The sequence below is a fragment of the Oceanobacillus phoenicis genome (assembly GCF_047238145.1).
Lineage (GTDB): Bacteria > Bacillota > Bacilli > Bacillales > Amphibacillaceae > Oceanobacillus.
Genome location: NZ_JBDFME010000001.1, coordinates 2,630,733 through 2,655,910, shown reverse-complemented (window position 1 = coordinate 2,655,910; position 25,178 = coordinate 2,630,733). Strand labels below are relative to the sequence as shown.

Sequence of the window (25,178 nt, the reverse complement as noted above, 5' to 3'; positions counted from 1 at the left end):
TACAGTTAAGGTTGACGATAGTTATTTTTAGGATGGACAATACTTGGTCTGCTCTTCGTATAAGGAACAGGTACGCGGATAAGAATTTGAATCATTGCTTTCGGATTAAATGGAACTAGTGGCCATAAATATGGTGTTTTCAATGACTTTATTTGAATTAAAAATAAAATGTATAAAGTTATTGAAATCACATATCCTGGCAAGCCAAACAGTCCAACAATCACGACTAGTGTCATACTAACAACTTTATTCGCTACACTTATTTCATAACTTGGAGTAACGTAATTACCTATGGAAGCTGTAGACACATAAAGTATAACTTCTGGTGAAAACAAACCTACTTCAATAGCGATTTCTCCAATTAATACAGCTGCAATTAACCCCATTGCTGTAGATAAAGGCGTAGGGGTGTGAATGGCCGCCATCCTTAAGAATTCAATACCAATCATTGCTAAGAGTACTTGCACAACAATTGGAACATTACCTTCATCATTCGGACCAATAAAACTTAAACCTTCTGGTAAAAGTGACGGTTCGATAGCAAAAAGCACCCATGTTGGCAGTAAAAATAACGCTGCTAATACTGCCATAAAGCGAATTATTCGAATAAAGGTTCCAATAGATGGTACTTGTCGATATTCTTCTGCATGTTGAAGATGATGAAAAAAAGTCGTAGGCAGTATTATTGCACTGGGTGATGTATCTACAAATATAAGAACATGACCTTCTAATAAATGACTTGCTGCTACATCTGGTCGTTCTGTATATCGAACTAAAGGATATATATTCCATCTTCGTAAAATTAAAAACTCCTCTAATGTTTTTTCTGCCATCGAAATCCCATCTAGCTTAATTTTACTGATATGGTTTTTAATAAGTTCAATTAATCCATCATCAGCTACATCTTGTAAATAAGTAATACATACATCTGTTTTCGACCTTTCTCCAACTTTTACCATTTCATTTCTTAAATTTTCATCTCTTAGCCTTCTTCTGGTTAATGCGGTATTTTCAATTATATTTTCAGTAAATCCGTCTCTTGATCCTCGAATGACTTTTTCTGTATCTGGTTCTTCCGGAGTCCTTCCAGGGTAATTACGAACATCGACAATTTGAGCAAATCGCTCTCCATCTATAAATACTGCAATAAGACCACTTAGTACTTGATCAACTGCTTCATCCATTGTTTTTACTGATTCTACTTGTTGATGTACAAGCCTATTTTCAATTATTTCAGGGAGCTTTCTTTTGTTTGTTTCTACATCATTAATTTCCACTAGCTTTTTTAACATTTCCTGAACAACAGAGGCATCACAAAGTCCAGTTACATAATATAAATGAATACGTTGCTTTAAAATTATAATTTCTCGATAACCAATGTCAAAGGAAGTTTTAATTCCAAGTTTGGTCTTCATATAATTGTAATTTTCTTCAATCTTTGGTGAAATCATACGCTTTTGTTGAGATTTTAATTTACTCATAAAACAATAACCTGCCTTTTTGTTTATCTTACAAATACAGTCCATTGAAATAAGGAACCAAAAACTTTACCTAGTAATAATGCCATCATAAAAATTAATACAAATTTGTCCATTCCAATTCTTCGCGTCAAGATAGGAAAAACATTTAACACTTCCGTTAAAGCAGCCGCTAACATGCCATTAAATATTCCGTGTAACAATCCCCAAAATAACAGTGTTATAATCGTCTGATTAAGGGTTATAGACGCAAAGGAGAAATAAGTTCCAATTAACAAACCAAAAATCACAGAACCACCATATGCTTTTGTAAAAGCTTCAGACTTACTTAACTGTACTAGACGAGGAATAATTCCTAGTACAGTTATAAAAGCTACAAACCCTGCCCCAACTGCTAAACCACCACTAAAACCAATAAAAACTTGCAAGAATCTAAGAAAGATTTCTTGGATCATTTAAATCATTTTCCATATAGGTGATATATTGATTAATATCCTGCTGATAATTAAAAATCTCTATTTCTAAGGGGCTTGGTTCTTCATTGAAACGTTTATTAAACCAGTGATTAAAAAATAATAATGTTCCTACTCCTAATCCTAGGGAGTATGGAATCTGAATCCATAGAGGAAATTCGTTTTCCCTGCCAGTTAGTAGTAAATGAATTTTTTGTTGAACTTGTTGCATGCTTACGTCATAGTGAAAATTCATGATTGTCATTGCAGTACCAACAAAAAGTAACAGCCATACAAAAGCTACAATCCAGAGATTGGTTTGTTTCTTCCTTTTTTGAATATGAATAATTGTTTGTTCAGACCCTAATAATTGAACCTCTATATCCGAAAATATGGAAATTAAATGATCGACAATTAAGAAGCTATCAATAATTAAAATGTTGTTATCTTTTTCAGTAATACGATAAATGGGTGTCAATTCAAGTTTTTTCTTATAGGAAATATTAGAAGAGACATGAGCAATATCCTCTAAATACAATTGCTTTTTATGGGATATATTAACTTTTTTATGCATTCGTAAGTAGACAATATCAGCCATAACTCAGCCTTCTTTCCATTGGTGTATAGTGAGTATAGTATTAGTCAAATTAAATGTTTTTATTAAAAAACATCCCATAAAGTGAAACTTCATTTTAGAAGAGAAATTGAGACAAAGTATTAACTCAAAAGAAAGATAATTCGGTTGAATTGTTTTGAAAAACCCACTACAGGAATATACTTCGTTTATCTGGCGGCAGCTGCATGAGCCTCCGGATGCTCATGCAGCTGAGTCTCAACCAGACCTTTAATTATCATCCGTCTTTTGACCAACTTGCCATTATGAACATAAAAAGAGCCTTCCAAAGAGAAGACTCATTTACGGTTTAACTTGAATCCATATTTTTTTTCATATCTTCTAAGATCTTTTTCTCTAGTCGTGATACTTGTACCTGCGAAATTCCTAATCTTTCTGCTACCTCTGTTTGCGTCTTGTCTTTATAGTAACGAAGATAAATAATCAAACGCTCACGTTCCGTTAAACTTCGGATTGCCTCTTGTAATGATAGTTTTTCAAACCATTTTGAATCTTGTTCTGCAATCTGATCTAATAAAGTTATTGGATCTCCATCGTTTTCAAACACCGTCTCATAAATCGATTGTGGTGACTTCGCTGCTTCCTGGGCATGTACAACTTCCTCAGGTTGTAATTCGAGAGCTTCGGCTAATTCATTTACCGTTGGAGAACGTCCATACTGTTTCGTCATTTCATCTTTTTTTCTTCTAATTTTATTTCCTATTTCTTTTAAGGATCGACTTACTTTGATACTGCCATCATCACGAATAAAACGTTGAATCTCTCCGATAATCATCGGTACTGCATAGGTGGAAAATTTAACATCATAGCTTAAATCAAATTTGTCGATTGATTTAATTAAACCAATACTTCCAATTTGAAATAAATCGTCCGGATCGTACCCCCGATTAATAAAACGTTGAACTACTGACCAGACAAGTCGTATATTTTTTTCTACTAAACGGTCTCGCGCCGTTTGGTCCCCCTGCTGGCTCAAGCGTATAAGTTCTTTTACCTGCTCATCGGTTAGCTGCTCCCGCTCCCGTGTTTTATTCACATTCATGATTAGCCCTTAATTATATACGGTTTTTGATTTTGAAAGTTGTTTGGTCATATATACGGAAGTTCCTTTTTCGGGAGCAGAAATAACTTCCACAGAATCCATAAAATTTTCAATAATAGTGAACCCCATTCCAGATCGTTCAAGTTCTGGCTTGGAAGTATATAATGGTTCTCTTGCTTCATCAATATTATCGATACCTACACCTTCATCACGAATGGTTAATTCAATTTCATCATCATGAATTACACATTCAATATAGACTTTGTGTTGAGGTTCATTATGGTATCCATGAATAATCGAATTTGTTACTGCTTCGGAAACAACTGTCTTAATTTCTGTCAACTCATCCATTGTCGGATCTAACTGAGTAATAAATGATGCTACTGCAACTCGAGCAAATGCTTCATTCTCACTTACACTTGCAAATGAGAGAGACATTTCATTTTTCATGATGCCACCCCCAATGCTTCTAGCGCATATTGTTCATTGTCTGCTTTACGAACAATTTTAAATAGACCTGACATTTCAAATAAACGTTGTATTGGCGGAGAAACGGAACAGACCATCATTTCTCCCCCTAATTGAATTACCTCTTTATACCTCCCCAGTACTACTCCTAATCCAGAAGAATCCATAAAACTTACTTGTTCAAGATTCAAAATAACGTGTTTAATCGGATTATTATATATCTTATCCTTCCATATATCTCGTAAAGCCTCCGTCTCATGATGATCCAATTCCCCAGATAGTCTGACGATGAGGACATCCCCTACAACATCAAAGTCAGAATGAAGTGCCATGTTTCACGATTCCTCCCTTAATAAAATTTCTTAGATAGCTAATTTCTTCAAACAATGCGCTAATTCCTGCCCATCGACAAAAGAAGTGGAAATGTTACTTTATTATTAATGTTTCACCAATTCTTGTAAGGATCTTTTCATTAAATCACCAAAAGATGCTTTTTCTACGGTTTCTTTAACAGTTAAAGGTACTTCAGATATAATTGTATCTCCATCTTTAATTACTAATTTTCCTACTTCATCCCCTTTTTTAATCGGAAATGTCCAAGATTCTTGTAATTTTACTTCTGTAGAAATATTCTTCTTTTCATCTCCTTTTTTGTGTATCGTGCTAACAGAATGATCTGTTACAATATCTACGGAAGATTGCTCTGCCTTTAATAATTCTATCTCAGTCACCTTATCCCCTTTTGAAAATAAAGGATTTGTTTCATAGCTGTGGAATGCATAATCAAGTAATTCAGTTACCATTGCATTTCTTTCCTTTGGTGATTTCGCGCCCATAACTACGGCAATTACTCGCATGTCATCTCGTTTAGCTGTGGCTGTTAAGCAATATTTCGCCTCACTAGTATAACCAGTCTTTAACCCATCTGCACCTTTATAGAAACGAACTAGTTTATTTGTATTAACAAGCCAAAATTCATTTTCTTTGCCTTGGCGAAGGTAATCTTCGTATATAGATGTATAGTCTGTAATTGACTCATGTTTTAAGAGTTCGTTTGCCATAATTGCCATATCATAGGCACTACTATAATGATTTTCTTCAGGCAAACCAGTAGTATTTTGGAATAACGTATTTTTTAAATTTAACTCTTTTGCTTTTTCATTCATCTTATTTACAAACGCTTCTTCACTACCAGCTATTTTCTCTGCTAAAGCGACACTTGCATCATTACCAGAAGCTACTGCTACCCCTTTTAATAAATCATTTACTGTCATTTCTTCTCCAGCTTCCAAAAATATCTGTGAACCACCCATAGAAGCAGCTTTTTCACTTACAATAATAACATCGTCTTTTGCTATGTCTCCTTTTTCTAAAGATTCCATAACTAATAGTAATGTCATTATTTTCGTCATACTTGCTGGGGGAAGTTGTTCATGTGCGTTTTTATCATAAAGAATCGTTCCTGTATCTTGTTCCATAAGTATCCCAGAAGTAGCATCTTCAATTAGATTAATCTCCTGCTCACTTTCTTCTGCTGACACGGTATGACCAAAAAATAATACACCTAATATCCCAATTATCATTACGTTTCGTATCTTTCTCATAGCCTTACCTCCAACTTCAATAGATACTCGTTAGTTTTTCCTTCTAATAGGGTTTTCATACCTCTTTTGAAATTATCATGCTACAAAAAATAAAGTATAAAACTTCACAAAGTGAGAGTTTTCTTTATTTCGTCACTTATCCTTTTGGCTTGTCCACATCATCTTGAAATTATGAATTACTACCCTATATAAGGGATAAACTTTTATTTTGATAGAAAGCTTGTTATTCCGTATAATTTGTACATGAATTAAAGATTGGAGGGAATTAAAATGGGTCAATCTATTAAAGGAAAAGTCGCATTTATTACGGGTGCAAGTAGTGGAATTGGGAAAGCAACCGCTATAGAATTAGCCAAACAAGGAGTTCATATTGGGTTATTGGCTCGTTCTGAACAGAAGTTAAAAGATGTATCAGAAAGCATAAAAAAATTGGGAGTTCGCTATCAGTACGAAATTGTAGATATTAGTGATGCAGAGCAAGTGGATTATGCTATTACACAACTCGAAAACAATCTTGGTGAGGCCGATATACTCATTAACAACGCGGGAATTTCAACTTACGGCAATTTAGATGAAGTTAGCCCTACCGATTGGAAACAAGTAATCAATGTAAATGTATTTGGAACGTATCATGTGACGCATCGAGTGTTGCCACATATGAAGAAGAAAAATCAAGGAGATATTATTATGATTTCTTCCAGTAATGGTCTAAAAGGAACTGCTGGTTCTACTGCTTATAGTGCTTCAAAATTTGCAATACAAGGTATGGCAGAAGCATTAATGCAGGAAGTTCGTCCAAATAATATACGTGTATTTACGATGAACCCGAGTTTAGTAGCTACAGAATTAGTATTTGGAAATGAATTAGCCGAAAAAAATGAAGACAAGTATATGCAACCAGAAGATTTAGCGGAATATATTGTATCTCAATTGAAGTTACATCCTCGGATTTTTATAAAACAATCACTTCAATGGGCAACAAACCCATTTTAATACTATTGGGACAATAGCAGGGACTTATTTAACAATAATAAGTCTCCTGACTTGTCTATCAGTTAGTTAAGTGAGTCAATTTCATAATTGCCAAGTTTTATTAACAAACGAATTAGTATTAATATTATAAATATTAATGTTCGGATTACAGGAAATCTTGGCTTTGATTGTAATGGAAAATGTACCTACTAAAAGCGCATCTGCAATGGAAATCAAACAGCACAACATTCGAATTTAAACCATATACCTTAATTATGAAATTAAGTAATTATTTTCCTAGTTCCCTCCCCCGTCTTATAATTGCCTCATTTTTATCTATAAGAGACTATAGAACAAAAGATACTTCATCAAAACAATCCATCCTTGATTGCTCATAACTCAAACTACAAAAATAAGAACCTAAAACTCCTAACGTGGAAATAGGAAATTTAGGTTCTTTTATTTCTATTTAACATGAAGTTTTCTAAAGGATTAATTAAAAACTATTTTATAATTTTAATTACGCTATCCTTTGTTTCAACAGCCTCTGTTGTATAACCCATTGCCTTCTTGATTTTTTGGATAGCTTCCTCATTATCTTGTTTGTTTGTATGGATGGTTGCAATTTTATCTCCTTTTTTAATTGCATCTCCTAATTTCACATGGAATGTTATTCCTACTTGATGATCAATCTGATCTTCTTTCGTTTCCCTACCAGCACCAAGTAGCATAGCAGCTTCACCAATTGCTTGTGTATTTACGGATGCGTAGTATCCTTCCTCATCACTTAATACGTCAATTGATTTTTTCGCTTTTAATTCATCTACGCTATTTATATCTCCATCTTGCGCTTCAACAAATTCAACTAATTTTTTATAAGCTGTACCATTTGTAATAACGTCTGAGACCAAATTTCTTGCTTCTTCAATCGTTGAAGCTTTTTTCGCTAGTAATACCATTTGTGAAGCAATCTCAACAGATACATCATAAATATCTTGGCTATAATCATGGTCACGTAATAATTTTATGGCTTCAATAACTTCATTTGCATTACCAACTTCATCTCCTAATGGCTGATCCATTCGTGTAAGCACAGCAACAGTTTCACGATCTAACTTTTTACCAATTTCAACCATTGCAATAGCCAATTTTTCAGCTTCTTCTACTGTCTTCATAAAAGCTCCATTACCAACTTTTATATCCAATACAATTGAATCTGCTCCTGAAGCAATTTTTTTACTCATGATAGAACTAGCTATTAAAGGAATTGAATCTACTGTACCTGTTACATCACGTAATGCATATAATTTCTTGTCTGCAGGAACTAAGTTTCCTGATTGTCCAACTAATGCAATACCATGCTCTTTTACCTGTTCTTTAAATGTATCTAATGGTAATTCCGTATGGAATCCTTTAATAGATTCTAACTTGTCCACTGTGCCACCAGTATGACCTAATCCTCTTCCGCTCATCTTTGCAAACGGGATACCTAATGAAGCGATAATTGGTGCAACAATTAAGCTAACTTTATCACCTACACCACCTGTAGAATGCTTATCGACCACAATGGTATTTAAGAAAGACATATCTATCTGATCTCCAGAGTTCACCATAATTTCAGTTAAATCAGATGTCTCTTGATTCGTTAATCCATTAAAATAAATCGCCATTAATAGAGAAGAAACCTGATAATCGGGAATATTACCTTCTACATAACCGGTAATCACATGTTTTATCTCATCGTAGCTTAAGACTTCACCATATTTTTTCTTATTTATAATCTCTACCGTATTCATTATTTCTACATCCTCTCCAAAATTAGTACAAACTACATTGATTGAATGATATTGCGAACAAATTGTAAAAAGCTCTCTCTAACTTTATCAGTAGTTTCTATCACTTCGTCATGTGTTAGAGGCTGATCTAATATTCCAGCTGCCATATTTGATATACAAGAAATTCCAAGCACTTTAATACCAGTATGATTAGCTACAGTTACTTCCGGAACAGTTGACATACCTACTGCATCGCCACCTAACACTCGTAACATTCTCACCTCAGCCGGTGTTTCATATACTGGTCCACTATTACCAACGTAAACCCCTAGTTGAACGTCTAATTCTAGATCGTTCGCCACGTTTTGTGCTAGTTGTAATAAATCTCTATCATATGCGGTAGACATATCAGGAAAACGAGGACCATGTCTTTCATCATTTGGACCAATTAATGGGTTATCCCCCATTTGGTTAATATGATCAGTGATTAACATCAAGTCTCCTGCAGAAAAAGATTTATTTACCCCTCCAGCTGCATTGGTTACGATTAATTTTTGAATAGCTAATTCCTTCATTACACGTACTGGAAATGTTACTTGTTGCATAGTGTAGCCTTCATAATAATGAAAACGACCTTGCATTGCAATAACTTGCTTTCCTTCCATCGTTCCAATTACTAATTGTCCTTTATGACCAGAAACAGTAGACGTTGGAAAGTGTGGAATATCTTTATATTCAATGGAGACTGCGTCCTCAATTTCATCTGCCAATACACCTAGGCCAGATCCTAAAATTAAACCGATTGATGGTTCTCTGTTCATTTTTTCTTTTATAAAGCTTGCTGCTTCTTGAATATGTTGATTGTCCATTCTATCTTCCCCTTTATTTAATATCGTTCAAAAAGCTTTCTCCATGTTCAGGTAACTTAATTCCAAAGTTTTCTGCAACAGTTGCTCCAATATCTGCAAATGTCTTTCTGATAGGTAATTCTTTTCCTTGTTCAATTTGCTTATGATAAACGACTAATGGTACATATTCTCTTGTATGATCAGTACCATGGTGAATTGGGTCATTACCATGATCAGCAGTAATGATTAAAAGATCATCATCTTGTAACTGCTCGATAATCTCTGGCAATTGTTGGTCAAACTCTTCTAAAGCTTTTCCATATCCAATAGGATCTCTTCGATGCCCATATTTAGCGTCAAAATCAACAAGATTTAAGAAGTTTAAACCAGTAAACGAATTATCCATTGACTTTCGTAATTGGACCATACCATCATTATTATCTTTTGTTCGAATAGCTTCTGTAACACCTTCACCATCATAAATATCAGATATTTTACCTAATGCCAGTACATCATAATTATTATCTTTTAATTCATTCATTACTGTTCTGCCGAAGGGTTTCAACGCATAGTCGTGGCGATTAGATGTACGTTCAAATGTACCTGGCTCACCAATAAATGGTCGTGCTATTACTCTTCCAACCATGTATTTTTCATCTAGTGTTAGTTCTCTCGCAATTTCACAAATTTTATATTGCTCATCTATTGGAATAATTTCTTCGTGCGCAGCAATTTGTAATACAGAATCCGCCGATGTATAAACTATTAGCGCTCCAGTATCCATATGTTGCTTTCCAAGTTCATCAAGAATTTCTGTACCAGATGCTGGCTTATTGCCAATCACTTTACGCCCGGATTTTTGTTCTAATTCTTGGATTAATTCATCCGGAAATCCATCAGGAAATGTACGAAAAGGCTTCTCAATATGTAAACCCATAATTTCCCAATGACCAGTCATCGTATCTTTACCATTTGATGCTTCTTGCATCTTTGTATAATGTGCTTTGGGATGAGCTGCAGATTCAATACCTTCTATCTTACGGATATTACTTAACCCAAGGCTCCCCATCGTAGGCATATTTAGTCCATTCATATTTTCTGCAATATGTCCTAATGTATTTGCCCCTATATCATTAAAATCTTTCGCATCGGGGGCTTCTCCAATCCCTACTGAATCCATTACAATTAAAAATACTCGTTTAAAATTATTCATAGTTCATACCTCCTGTTATGTATATTCCCTCAAGCATGCAATAACTATGTTGTCTCTATTTGATGTTAGATGTCAGACAACTTTAATGAAAAAAATTAGGCTCTGGGATGATAAGCTTGATACATATCTTTTAAACGAGCCTTTGTGACATGTGTATATACTTGAGTTGTCGAGATATCCGCATGACCTAACATCTCTTGCACCATACGTAAGTCTGCCCCATTCTCTAATAAGTGTGTAGCAAAAGAGTGGCGAAGTGTATGTGGCGTAATCGATTTTACTATTCCAGCCTCCAATGTAAGCCCTTTTAAGATTTTCCAAAAGCCTTGCCTTGTTAATCTTCTACCATGTTGGTTGACGAATAAAGCATCTTCTTGTCTATTCTTTTTAATCAAGCTGTTTCTTGCCTCAGAAATATACTTTTCTAAATAATATTTAGCCGTATCTCCAAGTGGAACAATTCTTTCTTTAGAACCTTTCCCAAAACATTGCACAAATCCCATCGTTAAATGTAAATCGCTTACTTTTAGAGAAATCAACTCGGATACTCGTAGGCCAGTAGCATATAATAATTCTAACATCGCTTTATTTCGAATGGAAAGTTTGGATTCCATATCTATATCCAATAATCGATCTACTTCATCTTGAGATAAAATATCCGGGAGTTTACGATCTTTTTTAGGTGTTTCAATATGTAAACTCGGATCATTTGCTGTGATCTGTTCACGAATTAAAAATTGATGAAAAGAACGAATTGAAGAAATGTGCCTAGAAATAGTTGCAGTTGATTTTCCTTGATCTTTTAAAGTATAAAGAAACCCCATAATATCTGTTCTAGAAATCTTATCCCACGATGCAGTTTTATCATGGTCTTTCATATATTGCAAGTAATTCGTCAAATCTCTTTTGTAGGAACTTAATGTATTCTCAGACAATCCACGTTCAATACGTAGAAAATGAAAAAAGTCTTCGACAGCATATTCTAACATAGCGTTACTCATCTCCTAAAAATTTAAAAGGAAGCAGGTCAAATATTCCGTTATTCCTTTGAATAACTTTTATCGCTGGACCCTGTGGTGGATCAAACCGGTGCATATCTAAGTATTCATTATGCATAAGCTGTAGTACGTAATAAAAGATGCACGCACTAATCATGAATAACAAAAATATTTTTATCATATCGATTAATAGTCTACGCATCACATATCTCCCAATTTATTATTCTATTGAAAGAATATGCTTGTCCTATCCATAAATATTACAATCATTTATTTCATAAAAAAATATTGCCTCTTCCCACTGGAAAAAGGCAGACTAAGTTGCTTTTACAATAACTTCCTGACACTGTTTACATACTCCGTGAAAAGTTAGTCGATGGTCTTTGACTTCAAATCCCCACTCTGTTTGCACGATACGTTCTACATCTTCTAATAAATCATTTTCAATTTCTTCAACAGAACCACATTCAATACATACTAAATGATGATGAAAATGTTTTGCGCCTTCTTTACGTAAATCGTAACGGGAAACGCCATCACCAAAGTTTATTTTATCTACAATTTTCAGCTCCGAAAGCAATTCTAATGTACGATACACCGTAGCCAAGCCAATTTCTGGTGATTTCTCTTTTACGAGTAAATAAACATCTTCAGCACTTAGATGATCTTCTTCTCGTTCAAGAAGCACACGTACAGTTGCTTCCCTTTGGGGAGTTAATTTATAGCTATGCGAGTGTAGCTGTTTTTTTATTTGGTCAATCCGATGTTCCATGGAAAGTCGCCTCCCTCTTTACCCAACTATATTATAATCTTCCAATTAGAACGTGTCAAAGTGTATTATCACTTTCAAATTATAATAATTATAATATAGTATTCACTATAAGTAAACTCTTTGGATCCACTCGACCATTATCGTGTTTGAAATGTAAGCTTCTACAATAGCTGCTACGCCTGTACAAACAATTAAAATAACAAACGAAGATGTTAATTTAATAAATGGTTGAGATAAAGAGGTGTTATTTCGTTTAGCGACTAATTTACTCAATAATCCTAATGAGAATATCATGCATATGCTTCCAGCAATAATATAAATAGGAATAATAACAATGTTTTGAGGAGCAATTGAAACAGCGGACAATATCAATCCATCCATTCCTAGCCAATTCACCATAAAACCAACAGAAAAACCTACTACCATTCCTTTAATAAAAATCAATATCCACACAATTGGAAGGCCGATGACACTTAATGCAAAAATAAACATTAAGCCTAAATATTTTATATGGTAAAAGAAACTTTGCCATAAAATATCTCTATTGTTTAATGTCGAACCTTCTTCTGTTGTTTGGATAAAAAAACGTTCTAAATAAAAGAATAAATCTTGTTTCTGAACAACATCCATACTATTTACAATAACGGCACCAAAAACTATACCCGTTAAAAATAATATAGTCATAAATATATAAATGGTTGCATGTTGTTTAAAGTGATTGAAGACTACATAGCTCTTATGCATCGAAATCCTCCTAAAATGATTATCTATAATTTAATCTATGAGGATTTCATCTTAAAAATAACTTATTTTATATTTTTAATAGATTACATATAAGTTAGTCTTTTTTTAGAGCATGTAAGTATAATATAGCATAATTTGTTTTAGCATCATGTATCTCTTGGTTCAATACCATTTGCTTTGCTTGTTCTAAAGATACTTCTTTTACTTCCACAAATTCATCATCGTCTCCTTTAGGTGGTTGTTCTAATGGAATCAAATCATCTGTGATGTAGATATAAATCAGTTCGTTTGCAAAACCTGGTGAAGTATAGAAGGAAGTGACAAAAGAAAGGTTAGTAGTAGTAAAACCTGTTTCCTCTTCTAATTCCCGCACAGCTGCTGTTAAAGGGTTTTCGCGTACTTCCAGTTTACCAGCAGGAATTTCACATAGTGCTTTTTCTAATGGTTTACGATATTGTTCTACTAAAATAATATTTCCATCTTTCGTTATTGGAATAACGGCTACTGCTCCTGGGTGAGTAACGATTTCCCGCTTCGAAGTTTGTCCATTCGGTAATTCTACTTCGTCTACTTTTAAATCTATTACTTTTCCATTAAATATAGATTCTGATGAAATGGTCTTTTCTTCAAATTTATGCATTTGTTTTTCTTCCTTTCTTAATTTACTGAGTGTCTAAAAGTTGTTTTCTTTTATTACAAAACCTACAATAATCATATAATCCATATGATGAGGAGGCAAATAATGCGTCATAATTTACTAGGTAAATCTAATATAAGTATATCTGAATTAACATTAGGATGCATGTCACTTGGACTTGATTATCAACATGCAAGTAAAATTATTGATACTGCTATAGAGAACGGTATTAATCACTTAGATACAGCTGATTTATATGATTTTGGTATTAATGAACAAATTGTTGGAAAATCAATTAAACATCGCCGTGATCAAGTAGTCATTACTTCAAAAGTGGGAAACCATTTCCAAGAAGGTTCAAAAGACTGGTTTTGGGATCCTTCGAAAGAATATATTCATCATGCTGTAAGGAACAGTTTAAAACGACTGCAAATCGATTATCTTGATGTTTGTATGTTACATGGAGGTACGCTTGATGATCCAATTGACGAGACTATTGAAGCGTTTGAAGAATTAAAAGAAGATGGCTTGATACGCACATATGGTATCTCCTCTATTCGTCCAAATGTTATTAGAGAATATGCTAAACGCTCCACTATTGATGTATTAATGACTCAATACAGCCTTCTTGATCGCAGACCAGAAGAAGAAATACTACCTTTAGCACTGGAAAATAACATTAGTGTGGTATGTAGAGGACCTCTTGCAAAAGGGTTGATAAGTAATCAAATGAAGGATGTTATTGAGAAAAAAGGTGAAGATGGATATTTAAGTTATAGTTTTACTGAATTAAAAAAGTTGAATGAAAAACTACATGAAATTCGTGGAGATTATTCTATTCAAGAGTTAGCTATGCATTATGTGGGTGATCACTCAGCTGTCACTTCCACCGTGTTCGGGGCTAGTTCTTTAAACCAGTTAGAAGAGAATGTTCGTGAGTATAATAAAACAGACCGAATAGATGAAACCATTTATCATCAATTACAAGAGATTACAAAAGCAGAAAATTACGATAAGCATAGATGAATATAAACGGATTGAGATAAACATTATCCTTTTATGCACTTATTTGACAATAAGTTATTTCGTAAAATGCGACATTGTTGTTCAGCTTCATTAAATTGCGGCGTCCGCTTCATGTAGGTACGAATATAAGTTTTTGTGAAAATGAAAGTTTTGCTAAGTTGGTTTTAACTCATACCTGCGAAGAGGCGCCGCTTTAGTTTTTGACTTAGTTATTAATTGTTATAGAAGGATTTAATATGCCTTCTTTGCTGTATAATCGAAATAGGCTTCCACGTACGTCTAATCTCAGCTCTTTATAAAAAAACACTTTCTGTTCGCGATTAATATAAGTTGGAAATGTATCAGTTTCAACATTTTCTGCATTATCAGGTAAGCTTGTAATCCAACGCACTGTAGGGATACCATTCACTCCGCATACACCTTCCGTATCGTAAAACAAATATAATTTCATCCCCTGTTCATATTGTTTCTGTAATAATTCTTTCGCTTCATTTGAAAATTCTATTTTCATATTGCACCTCGATTATTTTTTATCAAATTGTTTTCTTAGAATTGTTTCTATAGACCCAGGTATTAACCGGTAGAAGATACTTCCTAATTCCATCCACCAAGGCATATTAATCTCACGCTTGTTTGTAAATAAATGTGTAACGATTTTATTTGCTACTTGTTCTGGATCTAACATATACTTCTCTACATTTTGTTTATAAGTTCCATCTTTATCCGCACGATCAAAAAAGTTCGTCCTTACTGGACCTAAATTCACTGCCATAACGTTAACAGATGACATTTTACATTCTAATCTTAATACGTTTGTAAACCCTAGCATTGCTTGTTTAGATGATGCATATCCCGCAGATTTAGGTGTAGATATTTTTGCAGCTTGAGATACTATATTTACAATCTGCGTGCTAGCATTCGTTTTTCTAAAATACGGTAATATGCTTTTTGATAAGTGAATTCCTGCAAATACATTTAATTGAAACATTTCTAATAGGTCATCATAATTCATATCTTCTATAGAATCGAAAACTCCAACACCTGCGTTATTAATTAGCCCATCTATTTGCTTGTTTTCATTAATAATTGTTGGTATTAAATTTTCGATTTTATTTCTGTCAGTTAAATCAACTAGATAAATTGCACTTTTTTGATTATACAATTGATCAATTTCATTTTGAATTGATAAGAGTTTATCTCGAGAACGAGCCAATAAAATCGGGAATCCTCCTTGACTCGCGATTTTTTTAGCTAACATCTCTCCTATACCGCTTGAAGCGCCGGTAATAATTATTTTTTTATCTATTAAACGTTGATTAATCTTCATTATAAAAAACCTCTTTTTAGAACGTCTGTATATACACTTATTGTACCGTGAATCGTATACTGTGTACATTCTTGATAATTGACTTCTTTTTAAAAATCAAACACAATAATATGAAGGGGTGAAAGAATGACAAAGATTATTGCCCATCGAGGGGCAAGTAGATACGCACCTGAGAATACAAGATCTTCTTTTGAGCTTGCATATCAACTGAACGCGGATGGTATTGAAACTGATGTTCAATTATCAAAAGATGGAATACCGATACTATTTCATGATGAAAAAATCAAACGTACCACGCGTAAAAAAGGATATATTCATGAATATACATATAACGAGTTAAAAAAATTGGATATAGGTAGTTGGTTTGGAAGCCAATATATCGGGGAAACCATTATGTCACTAGAAGAATTTCTTTTATGGGTAATTGATAAACCATTGTTATTACATCTGGAATTAAAAAATAATGTATTTGATTATCCTCGCTTAGAAGCAATTACATACAATCTTGTTGAAAGATATGGTCTACTGGATCGGACGTTTTTTTCTACTTTTTCAACAAGAAGCATTCAGCGATTAAATAAGATTAGCATAGATACGAATATCGGTTGGCTAACAAGTAAATCCAGACATCAACTCCCTTTATTTTCTCGGGCGTTAGGTGCTAACGCCATTCATATAAAATACCGTCTCTTACAACCGAAACTTGTACAACAAGCAAAAACGGAGAACATACCTTTAAGGGTATATACTGTAAATAAACCCAAACAAATTCTCCGTTGTTTTCAATATAAATGTGATAGTATTTTTACAGACGTACCAGATATTGCAAAAACTACGTATCAAACCTATTTGTAAATAGAAAGTTGGTGACAAACATGGAACTCGTCTTCCTTGGAACCGGTGCTGGACTACCTTCAAAAAATAGAAATGTTTCTGCTGTTGCGATAAATATGACTCAAGAGATAAATGAAGTTTGGTTATTTGATTGTGGGGAAGCTACACAACATCAGATATTACATACCAACTTAAAACCAAGAAAAATTACGAAGATATTTATTACACACCTTCACGGGGATCATATTTATGGTTTACCTGGATTATTAAGTAGCCGTGCCTTTCAATCAGGTGAAAACCAACCACTAAGTATTTATGGGCCTGTAGGAATTAAAGAATTTGTGGAAACTACCCTACGTATAAGTCAAACAAACCTTACGTACCCAATTAGAATTAAAGAAATAACAAAAGATGGTAAATTATTTGATACAAAAGATATGACGGTGGAAACCAAAAAATTACAGCATGGTATTGATAGTTATGGATATCGTATAAAAGAAAAAGACAAACCAGGTGAACTTTTAGTAGATAAATTAAAGCAAATAGGTATCTCTCCTGGGCCAATTTATCAACAAATAAAGGAAAACGAAATTACCAAATTAGAAAATGGTACTATCGTTTATCGCGACGATGTTGTTGGATCACCAAAAAAAGGCAAAATCATATCTATCCTAGGAGATACCCGTTTTTCACTTGAACATATTCCATTCATCAAGTTCAGTGATATACTTATACATGAGTCAACGTTTACACAAGAAAAAGAATTATTAGCATTTGAATATAATCATTCAACAAATGTCCAAGCAGCAAAACTAGCTAAAGAAGCAAATGTTAAAAAATTATATTTAACCCATATATCCTCTCGTTATCAAGCAGTGGATGGAGAAACAATCATTGAAGAAGCAAGAGAAGTTTTTCCAAATACTTGGCTAGCGAATGATTTTAGTGTCTACAAAATTTAGATATTTATATATAGAGGAGAGACAAACGTAATGGAATTATTAGAAAGGTATCAATCAATAGTAGAAAATCAACGAGCCTATTATAATCACGGCAATACGGTTGACTACTCTTTTCGAAAGCAACAGTTAGAAAAAATGAAAGAAATGCTAAAAGAATATGAAAGTCATATTTTTCGAGCGTTGCGAAATGATTTAAATAAGTCGAGACATGAAGTAATTACTTCAGAATTAAGTATTTTACACTCGGAAATTGATAGCATGTTAAAAAACCTACGTCAATGGATGCAACCAGATAAAGTAACAAACCCGATCACTCATAAAGGATCAAAAAGTTATATTATGAAAGAACCTTTAGGAGTTATCCTAGTAATAGCTCCATGGAATTATCCGTTACAACTATCTTTAGCCCCTGTGATTGGTGCTATAGCAGCTGGTAATACCGTTATCATTAAGCCGTCTGAACATGCACCTCATACTTCAGAATTACTCGCTGAAATGATTCAAAATACATTCGACAGTTCATTCTTAACTGTAGTACAAGGTGCAAAAGAAGAAACAGAAGCTTTATTAAACCAACGTTTTGATCATATATTTTTCACTGGTGGTGCAGCAATCGGTAAAATTGTAATGCGTGCAGCTAGTGAATTCCTTACACCTGTTACTCTTGAATTAGGCGGTAAAAGTCCTGCTATCGTTGACGAGGATGCGAACATCCAAGTTGCTGCAAAACGTATTGTATGGGGGAAATATACAAATGCAGGTCAAACTTGTGTAGCTCCTGATTATATTCTTGTTCATGAAAAAGTGAAATTTAAGCTATTAAAAGCGATGAAAAAATACATCAAATCCATGTATGGTAAAGATCCTCTTCAAAATGAAGGATACACGAGGATCATTCACGAAGGTCATTTTGATCGACTAACCAAATTCCTTTCAAATGGTACCACCGTCCATGGTGGTGAATATAATCGAGATAATTTATCCATTGAACCGACAATATTAGATAAAATCACATGGAATGAAGCAATTATGCAAGAAGAAATTTTTGGCCCAATTCTACCTGTATTAACTTATACAAATATTGAAGATGCTTTATATCAAATTAAAATAAGAGAAAAGCCTTTAGCTCTATATTACTTTGGAGAGAATGAGAAAATGCAACAGCAAGTGATGGAATATGTCTCATTTGGGGGCGGTGCCATTAACGATACCATCTACCACTTAGCTAACCCTCACCTTCCGTTTGGAGGGGTAGGTTCTAGTGGAATGGGTGCTTATCATGGAAAAGCTAGTTTTGATACTTTTTCACACCATAAGAGTATCTTGAAACAAACAACCAAATTTGATATACCGTTTCGTTATCCTGGTGGTAAAATTTCTTCGAATATCGTCAAAAAGTTCTTAACGTAAAATATATATGAAAAGCGTTAAAAAGGTAGTCAAAACATAGAAATTATACCTCTATGATATTGAAAAAAGCCATATTTCCATTCGTCATTAGAATTGGATTTATGGCTTTTTATAATCATCTAGAAAATCTTTTTGAAAACTAGTACGTGGTTGTTGATTATCTAGATTCTCACTCTTATTTTTTTGTGAAGTAATAATATTAGGACCATATTTTTTTGTTAAATTATCCACTGTTACTTGAAGCTTTTCTTTCTTCTCTAATGTTTCGTACGTGAATAAATCTAACTGCTCTCCTATATTTCGTTTGGTTTCCATATCCTGTAATGATACACCCAATAAACGGACGGGTTGTTTATTCCAATGTTGCTCAAAAAGCTCTTTTGCCACAAATAATATCTCTGAATGATTATCAATATAGTTATATAACTTTTTACTTCTCGTAATCGTCTTTCTATCATGGTATCGAATTGTTATTTGTACCGTTTTACCAGCGGCTTCCTTACGTTTCACTCGACGCTCTACATTGTCGACTAATTCATGGATTAATTGTATTAATTCTGTTACATCAGTGGAGTCATGTGGCAATGTTTGAGAACTGCCTATACTTTTAAAATCATGGACGGCTTCTGGATCAACTGGACGGTTGTCTACTCCATTGGCACGATTTTGCAGTCGTTCTCCGTTTACACCTAATAGTTGTTTTAATTCATATACGTCTTTCTTAGCTAAATCTCCAATTGATTCGATATCTATACTTTTTAATTTCTCTGCTGTTTTTTCTCCTACCCCATACATTTCTTCCACCGGCATTGGCCAAAGTAACCTCTCTACCTCTCTTTTTCGAAGCACGGTAATACCGAGTGGCTTCTTCATATCCGATGCCATTTTAGCAAGAAATTTATTTGGAGCTATTCCAATACTACAAGGAATATCGAGTTCACTCAAAATACGCTGTTGCAATTGTTTTGCTGTAACCAATGGATCTTTCGCATAAATAGTATCTGTAATATCCATGTATCCTTCATCAATCGATACCGGTTGTACATACGGTGTAATCTCTGCTAACATTTTAAAAATCTCACGTGATGCTGCTCGATAACGGTCGAAATTTGGACGCATAAGTATCAATTCCGGACAAAGCTTTTTCGCTTGCCATATTGGCATCGTTGTTTTTACACCTTTTCCCCTAGCTTCGTAACTACTTGTTACAATAATTCCCTTTCTTTCTTCAGGGTTTCCTGCAATGGCAAGTGGCTTTCCTTTTAATGATGGATTAAATGCCATTTCTACAGACGCATAAAAACAATTCATATCTATATGAAAAATAATCCGATGTTTTCTGGCCTTAGTTGGTTGCATAAATAACCTTCCTTTATGAGGAAAAGCACCCCTTCTCTACGAATAGGGTGCCAAAACCTCCAACTTCTATTTTGATTATTGATTAGAAGCTTCCTTCACGATTTCTGTAATTAATTCGGTAATTTTTACTAAATCTTCTACCTTAATATGTTCATCCGTAGTATGAATTTGTTCATAGCCAACAGCTAAGTTAACAGTTGGGATACCAAACCCTGCGATAATGTTTGCATCACTTCCGCCACCGCTTTTTTCTAATTTGCTTTCACGGCCAATTGCTTTAGCAGCTTTACGAGCTACTTCAACAACTTGCTCTCCCGCTTTATGATTAAATCCAGGATAAGCTACAACAGTCGTTACATCAGCAGAACCACCGTAGCTTTTGGCTGTTTCTTCAAAGGCAATTTTCATTTTTTCCACTTGTGCTTCCATTTTCTCAGGCACTAATGAGCGAGCCTCTGCTAATATCTCTACATGATCAACTACGATATTTGTTTGCTTACCGCCTTCAAATCGACCGATATTTGCTGTTGTTTCATTATCGATCCGACCCAATGGCATATTAGATATAGCTTTTGCTGCTAATGTAATAGCTGAAATACCTTTTTCTGGTTCTAAACCAGCATGTGCGGTTTTTCCTTTAATTATTGCATGTACTTTTGCTTGAGTAGGAGCAGCTACTACAATATCACCTACATCCCCATTACTATCTAAAGCATAACCATACGAAGCATCAACTTTCTCACTATCAAGCGCTTTTGCTCCAACTAATCCAGATTCTTCACCTACTGTGATAATAAATTGGATTTGCCCGTGTGGAATATTATTTTCATTTACTACACGAATCATCTCTAACATGGACGCTAAACCAGCTTTATCATCAGCACCTAAAATCGTCGATCCATCTGTTGAAATCACACCATCTTTAATTAATGGTTTTATACCTTTACCCGGTACAACTGTATCCATATGTGAAGTAAAATAGATGGAATCAGCTCCCTCTACATTTCCTTCCCATGTACAGATTAAGTTACCTGCTCCATGACCAGTTTGCTCCATCGTGTCGTCTTCTTCCACTTTGACCCCAAGGTCTGAAAATTTCTTAACCAATAATTGAGCGATTTCTGCTTCAAATCCTGTTTCGGAATCTACTTGTACTAATTCTAGAAATTCATCTACTAATCGTTGTTCATTTACTAGCATAATTGAATACCTCCCTATTATAGGCTACTACAAAATATTCTTTTTTTACAGTGGAATGTTTCCATGTTTACGATTAGGTCGTGTTTCTTTTTTATTGTTTAACATGATAAGAGATTGTATTACCTTGATCCTTGTTTCTCTGGGATCAATAATGTCATCTACCATCCCTTTCGCAGCAGCGTAATATGGACTTGTTGTTAGTATGTCATTATCTTTTTCAACTGTTTTAAAAACACTGGAAGCACTTTCTGGTCCCATAACTGCAATTTCTGCACCGGGCCATGCGAACAGCATATCCGCCCCTAAAGCTTTGCTATTCATTGCAACAAAGGCTCCTCCATAAGCTTTACGTAGTATCACAGTTATTTTAGGTACCGTAGCCTCAGCATATGCATAAACTAACTTCGCTCCATGACGTATTATCCCTTCTTTCTCATAACGTATTCCAGGATAGAATCCAGTTACATCTTCTAAAGTTATAATTGGAATATCAAAACAATCACAGAATCTTATAAATCGTGCTGCCTTATCACTCGCATTGGAATCAATTCCTCCAGCCATATGTTTCGGTTGATTGGCAACAATACCAATGGTTTTACCTAACATAGATGCAAAGCCGACTACGATATTTTTTGCGAAATATTTATGTACTTCTAAAAAACTACCATCATCTACAATCCTCTCAATAATTGGTATCACATCATATGTTTTCCCTGATTCACTCGGTACAAGTTCAGATAGACTATTACAATAATCTTTATCCGTCAATCCTTTAGACATAGTAGTAGTATTTATAAATGTGAGAAGTCTTGCTGTGATTTGAAAAGCTTCTTGTTCATCAGATGCTAGAAAATGACAATTACCATTTAACACTGAATGCATATATGTCCCGCCTAATTCTTCTGCAGATACCGTTTCTTTCGTAATTGCTTCTATAACTTTGGGTCCAGTGATATACATTTGAGATATGTCCTTCACCATAATTATAAAATCAGTTAGTGCAGGAGAATATACTGCTCCACCTGCATTTGGGCCTAAAATGATAGATATTTGTGGAATTACTCCAGAGTACTTGACATTACGATAAAAGATTTGTCCATAACCATCCAAGGCAGTAACTCCTTCTTGAATACGAGCACCAGCAGATTCATTTAGCCCTATAATTGGTACTTTTGTTTTAGCTGCTAGATCCATCATGGACGCTATCTTTTTTCCCTGCAACTCACCTAATGAACCTCCTCGTACAGTAAAGTCATGAGCAAATACATATATCGGCTTTTCATTTATAGTCGCATAGCCTACGACTACTCCTTCACCCGGTGGATCACTACTATCTTCAACTTTTTTTATAAATGGGTAGAGCTCAACAAACGAATTTTCATCTACCAAAGTATCTATTCTCTCTCTAGCAGTTAATTTTCCTTTATGGTGTTGCTCGGCAATTTTTTCACTTCCTCCCCCTCTAAATAATATTTTTCTTCTTTGCTGAAGTTCTTCTAATTTCGTATAAATATCTATATTGACTCCTCCTTTTAAGAATCACAGATTTCAACTAAAACACCATGCAAGGAATGAGGGTGTAGGAAAGTGACTCTGCGTTGATCAGATCCAACTCTAATATTAGGATAAATCGTCTGTATAGTGCTATTTGTTATTGATAAAACATGTGCAAGATAGTTTTCAACTTTCAATGCAAAATGATGAATCCCTTCACCACGTTGATTTAAAAAATTCGATATCGAGGAGTGATCTCCTATAGGTTCCATTAATTCAATACAAACATCACCATTCATTAATTTCGCAATCCGAATTCCTTCCTCTGAAATCGTTTCTTTACTTACAAGCTGAAATCCTAATTCCTTCGTAAATTTAGAAATGGCTGGTCGTAATTGATAAACTGCTATTCCTATATGATCAAGTTGCATAAACTCCCTCCTATAGGCAAGTTGTTCCTATCATCCGAACATTAACTTATAACTATCACTGGATATTCATTATTTAAAATGAAAATGACTCATGTAATTCATGATATAGAAGTTTTTTTGTATTTATTCTATAATTTAAATAAAAACATAAATGTAGCTTGTTCTAATTGGTAATTCACGATAGAATATAAATTAGAGAAATTTGAATATCGGTGAATTAAAGGAGGAGCCGTTGTGACTTCCAAGGGGAAACAATCATTGAAGAAAAAACGTTCGAAGCGTGAGCGTAGAACGAAGTTTATAATTTATATTATGATTTTTCTTATGTTAATCTCGACGTTAACAGCTGGATTAGCATTTATTATTTAAAAATCGAGAAAATAGCAGTCATGATGACAAGCTATTTTCTCGATTTTTTTCTTTACGAGATTTCCGCGGCGGAATATCCGTTTTCTTAAATTTATTTTTAATGATAAGGTACTCCTCTATTTCATGTAGTAACTGAAATAAGTTTGCTCTTGTTTCAAATTCCTCTCGATTCGTTGGCAGTTCTTCTTCATGAAATTCTCTTCGAAGTTCTCTTAATTCCTCTAAAAATAATATGGCAGTGTTTCCCGGATGTACCGAAGTAGACAATTTTTCAATGAAGTCTGCAATACGATTGGATATATAATCTGTGTTGGGTAGATGCGTAACTAATGGTAGCATCTTTTTTAATAATTCAAACTGTCTTTTTCTCATTTGAAAATAATCAAAATACGTATGATCACTTCGTAATAAATGGTTTTCTCTATCTCTTTGTACCAAAGTATTGGCTTTAGTAAGTATATCTTCCGTGTCGGTAATTTCCTCACCTTTCCAACTTGAATCTTTATCTCGAATATATAAAGAATACTCATAAAGTATACGGCTAAAATTTTCTTCCAATTTTTCTTGATTTGATTTCAGCATCTTATCCAGACTAGGCATGTACAGATTTAGTAAAAGACCAGTTCCTATGCCAATAGTAATCAAAAGTAACTGATCAGCTAATAATGGACCAGTAATCGATGATGTACTGTATAAATTTAGTGTTACTACTGAACTAGACGCAATTCCCGGGGTGACTTTAAAAATTACAGTTACAGGAATAAATAATATCAACATGATAAAAATGGAAATAGGATAATAGCCAATGAGTTCGAAAAATATAAACGAAAAGACCATTGCCAGTACACATGCAAGAAAACGCTGCCATGCACTCATCAATGATCTTTTCCTAGATGGCTGTATACATAATATTGTTAATATTCCAGCTGACACAAAGTTGGTTAAACCAAAAAGCTGTGCAAGCGTTATGGAAACTGGTGTCCCAATTGCAGTTTTTATCGTGCGGTAACCAATTTTCAACTTTTATTACTCTCCCTCAAATATCTCCATATAACTTAGGACTAACTAAAATTATTTCTAACATCTTCGTGATGTTTGCAGCTAAAATGTGAGTCGCACCCCGTTTACA

At 34.1% G+C, this 25,178-nt stretch carries 28 protein-coding genes; 6 read left to right on the top strand and 22 right to left on the bottom strand.

Annotated features, from left to right (window positions below; genetic code table 11):
• Positions 1-5: 5 nt before the first annotated feature.
• From ABC346_RS13215 to ABC346_RS13185, 7 genes are all read right to left on the bottom strand, one after another.
• Positions 6-1,481, bottom strand: a complete 1,476-nt coding sequence (locus ABC346_RS13215; RefSeq protein ID WP_413235281.1) for a spore germination protein — start codon at positions 1,479-1,481, stop codon at positions 6-8.
• Positions 1,482-1,504: 23 nt separating this feature from the next.
• Complete coding sequence (locus ABC346_RS13210; protein WP_413235280.1) at positions 1,505-1,933, bottom strand: stage V sporulation protein AB; 429 nt, start codon at positions 1,931-1,933, stop codon at positions 1,505-1,507.
• Positions 1,911-2,528: a stage V sporulation protein AA gene (locus ABC346_RS13205; RefSeq protein WP_413235279.1), complete on the bottom strand. Its 618-nt coding sequence runs from the start codon at positions 2,526-2,528 to the stop codon at positions 1,911-1,913. Before ABC346_RS13205 ends, ABC346_RS13210 begins: the two co-directional genes overlap by 23 nt.
• A gap of 325 nt (positions 2,529-2,853) precedes the next feature.
• Positions 2,854-3,606 (bottom strand): RNA polymerase sporulation sigma factor SigF, encoded by a 753-nt coding sequence (gene sigF, locus ABC346_RS13200; protein ID WP_413235278.1) that lies wholly within the window; start codon positions 3,604-3,606, stop codon positions 2,854-2,856.
• A 9-nt stretch (positions 3,607-3,615) separates the two neighbouring features.
• Positions 3,616-4,056 (bottom strand): anti-sigma F factor, encoded by a 441-nt coding sequence (gene spoIIAB / locus ABC346_RS13195; protein ID WP_413235277.1) that lies wholly within the window; start codon positions 4,054-4,056, stop codon positions 3,616-3,618.
• The gene (spoIIAA, locus tag ABC346_RS13190) at positions 4,053-4,406 is read right to left on the bottom strand and encodes an anti-sigma F factor antagonist (protein WP_413235276.1); all 354 of its coding nucleotides are present in this window, start codon (positions 4,404-4,406) and stop codon (positions 4,053-4,055) included. The genes spoIIAB and spoIIAA overlap by 4 nt, the downstream gene beginning before the upstream one ends.
• Before the next feature lie 105 nt (positions 4,407-4,511).
• On the bottom strand, positions 4,512-5,678 hold the full coding sequence (locus tag ABC346_RS13185; RefSeq protein ID WP_413235275.1) for a D-alanyl-D-alanine carboxypeptidase family protein: 1,167 nt from the start codon (positions 5,676-5,678) through the stop codon (positions 4,512-4,514).
• Between the two features lie 270 nt (positions 5,679-5,948).
• Here ABC346_RS13185 and ABC346_RS13180 point away from each other — a divergent pair, with 270 nt between their 5' ends.
• Positions 5,949-6,671: a 3-ketoacyl-ACP reductase gene (locus ABC346_RS13180; RefSeq protein ID WP_413235274.1), complete on the top strand. Its 723-nt coding sequence runs from the start codon at positions 5,949-5,951 to the stop codon at positions 6,669-6,671.
• A 482-nt stretch (positions 6,672-7,153) separates the two neighbouring features.
• Here the strand turns inward: ABC346_RS13180 and ABC346_RS13175 are convergent, their stop codons facing one another.
• The 8 genes from ABC346_RS13175 to ABC346_RS13140 form a co-directional block, all read right to left on the bottom strand.
• Positions 7,154-8,446 carry a pyrimidine-nucleoside phosphorylase gene (locus tag ABC346_RS13175; protein WP_413235273.1) on the bottom strand — a complete coding sequence of 431 codons (1,293 nt, stop codon included), beginning with the start codon at positions 8,444-8,446 and terminating at the stop codon, positions 7,154-7,156.
• A 32-nt stretch (positions 8,447-8,478) separates the two neighbouring features.
• Complete coding sequence (locus tag ABC346_RS13170) at positions 8,479-9,294, bottom strand: purine-nucleoside phosphorylase (protein WP_413235272.1); 816 nt, start codon at positions 9,292-9,294, stop codon at positions 8,479-8,481.
• A 13-nt stretch (positions 9,295-9,307) separates the two neighbouring features.
• Complete coding sequence (deoB, locus tag ABC346_RS13165) at positions 9,308-10,486, bottom strand: phosphopentomutase (RefSeq protein WP_413235271.1); 1,179 nt, start codon at positions 10,484-10,486, stop codon at positions 9,308-9,310.
• A 95-nt stretch (positions 10,487-10,581) separates the two neighbouring features.
• A complete protein-coding gene (gene xerD, locus ABC346_RS13160) occupies positions 10,582-11,475 on the bottom strand; it encodes a site-specific tyrosine recombinase XerD (RefSeq protein WP_413235270.1) in 894 nt (297 codons plus the stop codon).
• 4 nt (positions 11,476-11,479) lie between these two features.
• Positions 11,480-11,686 carry a DUF4227 family protein gene (locus tag ABC346_RS13155; RefSeq protein ID WP_413235269.1) on the bottom strand — a complete coding sequence of 69 codons (207 nt, stop codon included), beginning with the start codon at positions 11,684-11,686 and terminating at the stop codon, positions 11,480-11,482.
• Between the two features lie 114 nt (positions 11,687-11,800).
• The gene (fur, locus tag ABC346_RS13150) at positions 11,801-12,256 is read right to left on the bottom strand and encodes a ferric iron uptake transcriptional regulator (protein WP_413235268.1); all 456 of its coding nucleotides are present in this window, start codon (positions 12,254-12,256) and stop codon (positions 11,801-11,803) included.
• A gap of 105 nt (positions 12,257-12,361) precedes the next feature.
• Positions 12,362-13,000 (bottom strand): stage II sporulation protein M, encoded by a 639-nt coding sequence (gene spoIIM / locus ABC346_RS13145; protein WP_413235267.1) that lies wholly within the window; start codon positions 12,998-13,000, stop codon positions 12,362-12,364.
• Positions 13,001-13,094: 94 nt separating this feature from the next.
• Entirely contained in the window at positions 13,095-13,640 is a 546-nt protein-coding gene (locus ABC346_RS13140) for an NUDIX domain-containing protein (RefSeq protein ID WP_413235266.1), read from the bottom strand.
• 102 nt (positions 13,641-13,742) lie between these two features.
• On the opposite strand from ABC346_RS13140, the gene ABC346_RS13135 reads away from it, so the two are divergent.
• A complete protein-coding gene (locus ABC346_RS13135) occupies positions 13,743-14,663 on the top strand; it encodes an aldo/keto reductase (RefSeq protein ID WP_413235265.1) in 921 nt (306 codons plus the stop codon).
• Positions 14,664-14,868: 205 nt separating this feature from the next.
• Here ABC346_RS13135 and ABC346_RS13130 read toward each other — a convergent pair whose 3' ends face one another.
• Positions 14,869-15,174 (bottom strand): iron-sulfur cluster biosynthesis family protein, encoded by a 306-nt coding sequence (locus ABC346_RS13130; RefSeq protein WP_413235264.1) that lies wholly within the window; start codon positions 15,172-15,174, stop codon positions 14,869-14,871.
• 12 nt (positions 15,175-15,186) lie between these two features.
• Positions 15,187-15,990 (bottom strand): SDR family NAD(P)-dependent oxidoreductase, encoded by an 804-nt coding sequence (locus ABC346_RS13125; RefSeq protein WP_413235263.1) that lies wholly within the window; start codon positions 15,988-15,990, stop codon positions 15,187-15,189.
• A gap of 126 nt (positions 15,991-16,116) precedes the next feature.
• On the opposite strand from ABC346_RS13125, the gene ABC346_RS13120 reads away from it, so the two are divergent.
• Genes ABC346_RS13120 through ABC346_RS13110 form a run of 3 tightly spaced genes read left to right on the top strand, consistent with a single transcriptional unit; the run spans position 16,117 to position 19,196 of the window.
• Positions 16,117-16,845 carry a glycerophosphodiester phosphodiesterase gene (locus tag ABC346_RS13120; RefSeq protein ID WP_413235262.1) on the top strand — a complete coding sequence of 243 codons (729 nt, stop codon included), beginning with the start codon at positions 16,117-16,119 and terminating at the stop codon, positions 16,843-16,845.
• Positions 16,846-16,865: 20 nt separating this feature from the next.
• Positions 16,866-17,786, top strand: coding sequence for a ribonuclease Z (gene rnz, locus ABC346_RS13115; protein ID WP_413235261.1), 921 nt, complete (start codon positions 16,866-16,868; stop codon positions 17,784-17,786).
• 30 nt (positions 17,787-17,816) lie between these two features.
• Positions 17,817-19,196 carry an aldehyde dehydrogenase gene (locus tag ABC346_RS13110; RefSeq protein WP_413235260.1) on the top strand — a complete coding sequence of 460 codons (1,380 nt, stop codon included), beginning with the start codon at positions 17,817-17,819 and terminating at the stop codon, positions 19,194-19,196.
• Positions 19,197-19,295: 99 nt separating this feature from the next.
• On the opposite strand, the gene ABC346_RS13105 is transcribed toward ABC346_RS13110, so the two are convergent.
• The 4 genes from ABC346_RS13105 to ABC346_RS13090 all read right to left on the bottom strand — a co-directional run bounded on the left by ABC346_RS13105 (position 19,296) and on the right by ABC346_RS13090 (position 23,680).
• Positions 19,296-20,555, bottom strand: coding sequence for a DNA polymerase IV (locus tag ABC346_RS13105; RefSeq protein WP_413235259.1), 1,260 nt, complete (start codon positions 20,553-20,555; stop codon positions 19,296-19,298).
• Between the two features lie 75 nt (positions 20,556-20,630).
• A complete protein-coding gene (locus ABC346_RS13100) occupies positions 20,631-21,755 on the bottom strand; it encodes a M20/M25/M40 family metallo-hydrolase (protein WP_413235258.1) in 1,125 nt (374 codons plus the stop codon).
• A gap of 45 nt (positions 21,756-21,800) precedes the next feature.
• Positions 21,801-23,273, bottom strand: a complete 1,473-nt coding sequence (locus ABC346_RS13095) for an acyl-CoA carboxylase subunit beta (protein WP_413236555.1) — start codon at positions 23,271-23,273, stop codon at positions 21,801-21,803.
• Between the two features lie 14 nt (positions 23,274-23,287).
• Positions 23,288-23,680: a VOC family protein gene (locus ABC346_RS13090; protein WP_413235257.1), complete on the bottom strand. Its 393-nt coding sequence runs from the start codon at positions 23,678-23,680 to the stop codon at positions 23,288-23,290.
• A gap of 234 nt (positions 23,681-23,914) precedes the next feature.
• Here ABC346_RS13090 and prli42 point away from each other — a divergent pair, with 234 nt between their 5' ends.
• On the top strand, positions 23,915-24,049 hold the full coding sequence (prli42, locus tag ABC346_RS13085) for a stressosome-associated protein Prli42 (protein ID WP_413235256.1): 135 nt from the start codon (positions 23,915-23,917) through the stop codon (positions 24,047-24,049).
• 18 nt (positions 24,050-24,067) lie between these two features.
• On the opposite strand, the gene ABC346_RS13080 is transcribed toward prli42, so the two are convergent.
• Positions 24,068-25,069 (bottom strand): aromatic acid exporter family protein, encoded by a 1,002-nt coding sequence (locus ABC346_RS13080; protein ID WP_413235255.1) that lies wholly within the window; start codon positions 25,067-25,069, stop codon positions 24,068-24,070.
• Positions 25,070-25,178 lie beyond the last annotated feature (109 nt).